At 31.3% G+C, this 7,597-nt stretch carries 12 protein-coding genes; all 12 read right to left on the bottom strand.

Going from position 1 to position 7,597, the window contains the following annotated elements:
* Positions 1–78: 78 nt before the first annotated feature.
* Positions 79–258, bottom strand: a complete 180-nt coding sequence (locus JCM10596_RS22345) for a hypothetical protein (protein WP_025029008.1) — start codon at positions 256–258, stop codon at positions 79–81.
* An 87-nt stretch (positions 259–345) separates the two neighbouring features.
* A complete protein-coding gene (locus JCM10596_RS22340; RefSeq protein ID WP_025029007.1) occupies positions 346–1,017 on the bottom strand; it encodes a DsbA family protein in 672 nt (223 codons plus the stop codon).
* Entirely contained in the window at positions 1,014–1,301 is a 288-nt protein-coding gene (locus JCM10596_RS22335) for a hypothetical protein (protein ID WP_025029006.1), read from the bottom strand. Before JCM10596_RS22335 ends, JCM10596_RS22340 begins: the two co-directional genes overlap by 4 nt.
* Before the next feature lie 17 nt (positions 1,302–1,318).
* On the bottom strand, positions 1,319–3,064 hold the full coding sequence (locus JCM10596_RS22330; RefSeq protein WP_025029005.1) for an ABC transporter ATP-binding protein: 1,746 nt from the start codon (positions 3,062–3,064) through the stop codon (positions 1,319–1,321).
* Positions 3,065–3,091: 27 nt separating this feature from the next.
* The gene (locus tag JCM10596_RS22325) at positions 3,092–3,505 is read right to left on the bottom strand and encodes a MauE/DoxX family redox-associated membrane protein (RefSeq protein ID WP_025029004.1); all 414 of its coding nucleotides are present in this window, start codon (positions 3,503–3,505) and stop codon (positions 3,092–3,094) included.
* Positions 3,487–3,963, bottom strand: a complete 477-nt coding sequence (locus JCM10596_RS22320) for a hypothetical protein (RefSeq protein ID WP_025029003.1) — start codon at positions 3,961–3,963, stop codon at positions 3,487–3,489. Before JCM10596_RS22320 ends, JCM10596_RS22325 begins: the two co-directional genes overlap by 19 nt.
* A 34-nt stretch (positions 3,964–3,997) precedes the next feature.
* Positions 3,998–5,014 (bottom strand): asparagine synthase-related protein, encoded by a 1,017-nt coding sequence (locus JCM10596_RS22315; RefSeq protein ID WP_081792157.1) that lies wholly within the window; start codon positions 5,012–5,014, stop codon positions 3,998–4,000.
* Positions 4,986–5,144 (bottom strand): asparagine synthase-related protein, encoded by a 159-nt coding sequence (locus tag JCM10596_RS31580; protein WP_369345690.1) that lies wholly within the window; start codon positions 5,142–5,144, stop codon positions 4,986–4,988. The genes JCM10596_RS22315 and JCM10596_RS31580 overlap by 29 nt, the downstream gene beginning before the upstream one ends.
* Before the next feature lie 62 nt (positions 5,145–5,206).
* Positions 5,207–5,821, bottom strand: a complete 615-nt coding sequence (locus JCM10596_RS22310) for a hypothetical protein (RefSeq protein ID WP_025029001.1) — start codon at positions 5,819–5,821, stop codon at positions 5,207–5,209.
* Positions 5,818–6,258 (bottom strand): lasso peptide biosynthesis B2 protein, encoded by a 441-nt coding sequence (locus tag JCM10596_RS22305; protein WP_025029000.1) that lies wholly within the window; start codon positions 6,256–6,258, stop codon positions 5,818–5,820. Before JCM10596_RS22305 ends, JCM10596_RS22310 begins: the two co-directional genes overlap by 4 nt.
* Complete coding sequence (locus tag JCM10596_RS22300) at positions 6,249–6,542, bottom strand: PqqD family protein (RefSeq protein WP_025028999.1); 294 nt, start codon at positions 6,540–6,542, stop codon at positions 6,249–6,251. The genes JCM10596_RS22305 and JCM10596_RS22300 overlap by 10 nt, the downstream gene beginning before the upstream one ends.
* 262 nt (positions 6,543–6,804) lie before the next feature.
* Entirely contained in the window at positions 6,805–7,449 is a 645-nt protein-coding gene (locus tag JCM10596_RS22295; protein WP_025028998.1) for a response regulator transcription factor, read from the bottom strand.
* Positions 7,450–7,597 lie beyond the last annotated feature (148 nt).

Genomic DNA, 7,597 nt, shown 5'->3' with positions numbered 1-7,597 from the left:
AAAGTCCTGATATGTCACCTTTAGAGTACATTTACTTTGCGGTGTATTGTTTTATAATTAGCATAAATTATTTGCTAATTAGCAAGTCCACCCTTGATATCCGCAAACGCATTGAACCTCGGCACCATTCCATACATATATTTTATTCGTATCAGAATCACGGAGTGCGAAGCCTTCTTTTCCCCATCCCATGCAACCTTGTACTAATTCACTTGCTTTTCCATACTCAACGACTACAGGACTTGTGTAATTTTTCATTAAAATCTCTCCTTTTAATTTAGATATTTATAATTAAATCACTAAAAGTGACATTATCAGGCTAAGTAAATGTAAGAAAAGAAATAGCTAGTTCTTAGTAAGTTCTTTTTCTATTACCTCTTCTAGAATTTTATAGTCAGGAGCCCCATTAATTTGTGTATCCCCAATAATAATCATTGGAGTACCAGCTATTTTTAATTTTTTATACTGCTCCCGGCTATTTTTTAATCTCTTTTTATAATATTTATTACGGTTCTCTAGACTATTTTCAAACTTATTCAAATCTAGATCTAATTCCTCTGCATACTTCTTAAATAGATCATAACCCTTTGGTTCATTTATCCATTCTTTCTTACGTACAAATAATAAAGAATGCATTTCCCAGTACTTATTTTGCTCACCCGCAATCATAGCCACTAGGGAAGCCTCAATAGCTTTTTCGTTACTTGGTACATCTTTTAAAATATACTTTACTTTCCCTGTTTGTATATAATTCTCATTCAGCTTAATTTTCTTCCAATTTTCATGTGAATATTGACAAGCATTACAATTGTAGTCAGAAAACTCAACAATAGTGAGAGGAGCCTCTTCTTTTCCAACAATATTATCATTTTCTGATAAAAAATTGGAAAGACTGTCTATTGTATATGTAGTAGAATTCACATCTGTACTTTTTGAATAAAAAACAAAGTGATAAAGTACTGCCCCTATAGCCAATATACTTATTACAATGCTAGCAGTTTTCAATTTACCTTTCACAACTTTGCTTTTTCCTTTCTAGTTAATAGTAATATACCCCCAGTTATTATCATAATAGCTACAGAAATATATATAGCAACAAGGGATGGTTCCATATAATCATCTACATACTTATCTTTATCATTTATTGGAGGAACATCTTGTACTGACTCAGGTATCTGAAATTCACTCAACATCTGTTCATTTTGTTTAAGTTCCTGATTTCTTTCCTGTAAAAGGAGAAATACAGATACCAAAAATATTATTAAAGAAACAATAAATACATACTTTGTTGTACTTCGCATTAAAATCACCTCATATATTATTGATTAACTGCATGATTTGAAAATAACCGTACATATAGACCATTTTCCATTAGCAATTCTTGATGAGAACCATCTTCTACAATTATTCCATTATCAATAACCAAAACACGATCACAATTCATAATTCCTTTTAAACGATGACTAATAATAAAGACAGTACGGTTTTGCATAAGTTCATTTAGCGCTTGCTGAACTATACTCTCAGAAAAAGTATCGAGAGCTGAAGTTGCTTCATCTAATATCAATATCGGTGCATCTTTTAGAAAGCCTCTAGCAATTGCAATTCGTTGTTTTTCACCCCCAGACAATTTATATCCTCTCTCTCCGACAATAGTTTCATATCCTTGAGGAAGTGATATAATTTTTTCATGTATGTTTGCATTTTTTGCTGCTTGAATGATTTGGTCAATAGTTGCATTAGGATTAGCAACCATAATATTATCTTTAATTGTCGAGTGGAGCAAATAAACTTCCTGTGATATCAAAGTAACATAATTAGACATCTCTTCAGAAGAAAAATCATTAATATCAATTCCATCTATTTTGATACTCCCTTGTGATGGTTCGTATAATTTTGTAAGTAAGTATGCTATTGTTGTTTTACCAGAACCACTATAACCTACTAAAGCTATCTTTTCCTTTGCTTTAATATCAAGATTTATATTGTTCAATACTTTTTTACCCGGTTCATATTCAAATATAACATTTTTAAACCTAACAGCCCCTTTGACTTTTTGAGGTCGTACATAAGGTTTTTCTAAAATTGGTTCATCATCTAAATACTTAAATATTCGTCCAAAAACAACTTTTGCTGTTTGTAAATCCATACTAATTTGTCCAACAGATTGTAATGGTTGAAATAAGGCTGCGATATAAGTTGCAAAAGCAAGTGCAACACCAGGAGTTACATCCAATCCTTGAGGACGTCCAAACCAATACACTAAGATTGGACTTGCTACAATTCCAATAGAAAAGAATAGATGGTATGTTGAGTTCAAAATAGATTGCTTCAATGTCACCTGTCTCATTTGATTTGATAGTTCTTCAAATCGCACATTTGCTATTGTTTGACCGCCAAATACCTTTATTAGCATCATTCCACTAATTGTCAAGTTTTCTGTAACAAACGAGGTAAATTGCACATTACGCTCTACTAATCCTTTACTTATTCGATAAGCGAAAATATTAAAAAGAGGTAACGGAAGAAACAATAACGGAATGACCAATAAGATAACCAAAGTTAGTTTATAATTAATGTAAAACATAACTGTTAATGTAGTAAAGATTGATAAGAGAGATTTGATTGAATCAAAAATTGGAGCAAAGACTTGACCACCGATTGCTTCTACTTCCATCGTTAGCCTGGATTGAATTTCACCTATTTTTGTTTCAGTAAAAAAACTGATCGGTTGTCTCTGTAAAATTGAAAATAACTTTTTCCTAATATTTAGAGTAATCTGGCTCGAAAATAGGGTCGTAACATATCTTTGAATCGTTGATAAGGAAATAGAGAGGTAAGAAACTGTAAACAATGATAATAGTAATAAAGAATAACTAACTCGGCTATTTCCTAAAAATCCCTTATCAATAATTTCGGCTAAAATCATTGGTGCTAGTGGTGAAAGTAAAGCTTGGATCAAGATTAGTAAAACTATAACGATGAGCATTGACCACTTTGCACCAGATAAAGATATGACTTTTTTCCAAGAAAAGTTATCCACTTGATTTTTCAATTTATTCACAACTAATATATCTCCCTTACCTTTACGTTAATAAGAAAATAAAGAAATCATAATTAATGATACTAGTAACGCTGCATTTTTCATAACATGGGTCCATCTAATTTTTTCGGGAGCATGTAACCCGAAACAGCCACATCCATATGGTAAAACTCTATTCATGTTAATCAACATTAATAAAACAAATATAAATTGCAAAAAAATACCGAACAGTGCCACCTCAAAGCGATAAATATTAAAAACTAGTAGCAATCCTACTGATAACTCCAATGGTCCCATAATGATAGCGATCCATTTCGTCATAGATTTTTTATTTAAGGCTTTATAGCTTTGAATTACTATATCAAATGCATAAGAATTACTAATTTTCCCTGAACTACTTCTTATAAATACGGTTCCAACAACTGCACTCAATAACCATATACTTACATTAACCCACGACATTTCACAGTCTCCATGTTACTTTTTGTAGTCATAAACTTTTCTATAAAAGACACAACGGCTTTATAGGGTAAATTATTCGCATGTTTCATAAGTCGATCAATAGGCTCTCCCATTTGAAACACATATACTGCTGGTAATGTTTTAATTTCATAAACTTTTAATAGCTCACACCCTGGACAAAAATTATTCAACATATCGGCACCCTCACTAATATCTACAACAGAAACTGATAGATTATGTTTCTTTAATTCATCCAACATTTTTTGTATATACCAAATTGCTCGATAGGTACTCATTTTATCCATGAAAAAAACTATACACTCTGGATTATTAGAAATAAATTGTTTAATATTACTTATTGGGGTTATCACCTCTTTTAGAAGACGCTCCATTTTAAAATAATAGCTTACTGTTCTCCATAAGGTACAAAGGAATATAAAGAATATGAGATAAGCCATTTAAATCATTCCTTTCATAGTTTTTTATTGAAGACTATTTGGCAAAGCTATATTTATACTTCCTTTGCAACCATAGCTCTAAACTAAGTACAGGAAAAAAGTCCTTACCAATATTCCTCAAATTTCCTTGTCGAAGCTGTTCAATATTACTCATCAATAAATCCGTCGAAACGATGCCATACTCCTGTAAAATTGATTGTTGAATAACTCTCTTCAACTTGTGATACTCTTGCTTAAAACCTTCAAATATCAAAGCATTCGTAGTCGATTTACCTGGACGGCTAAGTACTTTTTCTGGAAGAACCCCTTTCATAGCCTCTATCAAAATTCCCTTACTTCTAGCGTTTTTTGTTTTTATCTCCAATGGTATGCCATATAAAAACTTTACAAGATCAACATCTAGAAATGGATGCCTAGATTCCATTTTTAATGGCTCTGAAATATAATCTCTTGCAAATATATATAGCTGAGGAGCTTGGTCTATAAATTCGAATTGGGATCTTTCTCCTGGCATCAATTCAAAGTGCTTGCTTATATACCTTTCATTTGCTTTATGGTAATTTTCCTCGCTCATAAGGGAATGTTCAAATCTGTTTCCCTTCCGCTGTAATGGTTTAAAGCCATACTCAAGTGCTGTGCTATATAATGGTTCATTCAACACACGAGATAGTTTATTTGCCTCCTTAATAAATGTCATAAATTTGTACTTTCTTAGATAATCAGCTATATAATAATAGTTATAACCAAATACCTGATCTCCAGCATACCCAGTTAATACAACCCTTACATCCCTTTCAGCTGCCCTTAAGTAAGAAGAATTAGTTAAAGAATACATCAATTGAGCTACATTGGGCTCATCAGTAAGTGGTGAATATTCAGGAAACCCTCTTAGCATCCACTTGTCATCACTATATACATACTCAAAATCCCCTTGATATTGAGAATGTACATATTCAATATATTCACGCTCATCTGCTTCTTTATACTTATTATAGACACAAGAAATAGGGGTTACCTGTGTGTTAGGATAGTTTTTTCTTGCTGTTACAATAAATAGAGGTTGAGTCTAGCCCGCCACTCATCATTACTGCAACAGAGCCTATACTTCTGAGTCTGGATTCAACCGCCTTATCAAACAATTCACGAAAATGAAAAACATAATCATCATTATTTTTATACACTATTTTACTAGTATTTATTAAATTCCAGTAAGGTTCAATTTTAATGGTACCTGATTGTATTATCAAACGGGACCTTTAGAAATTCTATGTATGTCCGTATACGGTGTACTATTTTCTGGCGGGACTCCTTGAAGGTATATGTAATCTATAAGATAATTCTTGTTGATTTTTAATTGTTCTTCAGGATTGAAAAGTGCACACATATGAGAAGCAAAAATGAATTCATTGTTATTTCTTCGATAAAACAATGGTCGAATTCCTAAGTGATCTCTAGCACATAATAGCTTTTGTTGTCTTTTGTCCCAGATTGCAAATGAAAAATCACCTTTTAAGTATAAAACACAATCATCCTGCCATTTTTCATAAGCCATAAGTATAAGTTCAGCGTCAGATAATAGCTCTCCATTATAAGATAACCTTTGCATAAGTTCATTTCTATTATCTAATCTACAATCAGCTACAATAAATTTATCTTTCGTCGGTTTCCGATGGGGATCCCATTTTTCTATCGACTCAGGTGTCGTATATAAGGACGCTTGTCCCAGACCCACCCATTCATCACTTATTACTTTCTGATGATCTGGTCCCCATTTATCTAACTTTTGAACTAGGCTTTGTATTCTATCTCGAGCTATTAATTTTTTCTGAAAACTCATGATTCCACAAATAGCACTCAAATTATCCTATCCTTTCTTTTTTTTCTTAATATACTTGTATCCATTTGAATAGTATATTTATTACGCATGTCTCCTTCGTCATTTACAACTCTCCCATTATATTCTAGCCAAGCGTGTGCCATGAATGGGAACTTACTAACACCTACCACAAGGTCTATCGGTATTTTTTTTTTCATAAAAATTTCGTATCCTGCCACCGATCTATGTAAACATCGTGCTTTGCCTATATAATAGAAGCATACAGCATCTATTATATTCAATATAAAATAGATAAACTCAACCTCTTCTTTTGGTACATTGCGTAATTCTGGTAATTCTTTGTTTTGCTGAAAATGCTTTTGATGTACAGATTTAATCCCTTCTTTCTTTAGCCGCCCATTAATCTTTATAATTTTTATAAGGACATAAATATACCAATAAATTTTCTTTAAGACCATTTTATATTCACCAATCTTTTTTCCTCCATTTGTTTAATAAAGCAGATAAAATCTGATTGAAATTCTTCAGAAGTTACATCATAAACTAATTTCACTTCGTTCTCAATAGTTTCATAACTAAGCCCTTCATTCAATTTTTTCCAAATAAATAAACCTGTTGGATCCAATCCGAAATAGGTATCACCTTCAATATCTAATAATACTGCTTCATCATCTATCATTGTAATTACTACATTCTGGGAACACTCTATTTTTATCTTTTTTAATTCTTTTGGACCAAACATTCTATCACTCCATTACAATAAACAGTACTATATTCATATACTTTTATATCCTTTATTTGAAATAAAGGTTAATAAATTTTCTTTTTTACTAAATTACCTATATTTAGATAATAAACGAAGACATAAATAAATGTAAGGCTTAACTTTTTTAGCCCCAATTTGGATATCTTAGCTAAATTTTATAGTCCTAAATTACTTTAAACGTGTACTAAAGAAAAACTATTGGATAGTTGTTTATTCTATTTAGCTTTATGTATTCGGTTTATGTATTACTTTTATTACTTGAGCTAAACATACCCCTCATTTCCACTATTTCTATAGATTTCTTTAAATTAGATCCTCCTATTTTTTTTATTATGTTTTTAATTTGATTTTTAACTGTACTTTCAGTTTTTAATAGTTTCTTCTCTATTTGAGACCGAGTATACCCTTGTTCGACCAACTCAAATACTGCTTTTTCAGCCGGAGTTAAACACTTTAATTGCTCTTCTTTTTTTAAATTACGATACTTCCTTACCAATATTTCTATTGGGGTAACTGTTCTATATACTTCCCGTATAACATGAGGAATTTGCATATATTTTTCCTTGGTAATAAAATTTACTGCTCCTGCGGTGAAGGCTTTTTCTATTATTTCCTCATCATTTAAAGATGCAAGCATAATAATTTTAGATTTACATATTTTACCTATTTTGAACGCGGCATATATTCCATCTAGATTATTTTCTGACAGATTAATGTCCATTAAAGCAATATCAAATTGTATAGTTTGAGCAAATTGAACAGCTTCCTCTTTTGTTACTGCTGTTCCGACAACCAAAATATCTTTGTCACTATTTAATAGTTTTATAAGTTCCTTTAACCAATCTGAATCATTTTCCACAATTAGTATTCTTATTTTATTCATATACATTCCTCCCATTTGATATCTTTAACAAATTTAAATTCCTTATATAGAAAATACAACCGGACTGAAGTCACACTATGCTCTTTCACTATAAAATTATGTTTTATCGTTATGCTTTTTAATGGCTTTTTAGCAATAGGTAACCCCA

It is taken from the genome of Caldalkalibacillus mannanilyticus JCM 10596 (genome assembly GCF_000615945.1).
Lineage (GTDB): Bacteria > Bacillota > Bacilli > Caldalkalibacillales > JCM-10596 > Bacillus_AT > Bacillus_AT mannanilyticus.
This window is presented reverse-complemented; position numbering and strand designations above follow the sequence as displayed.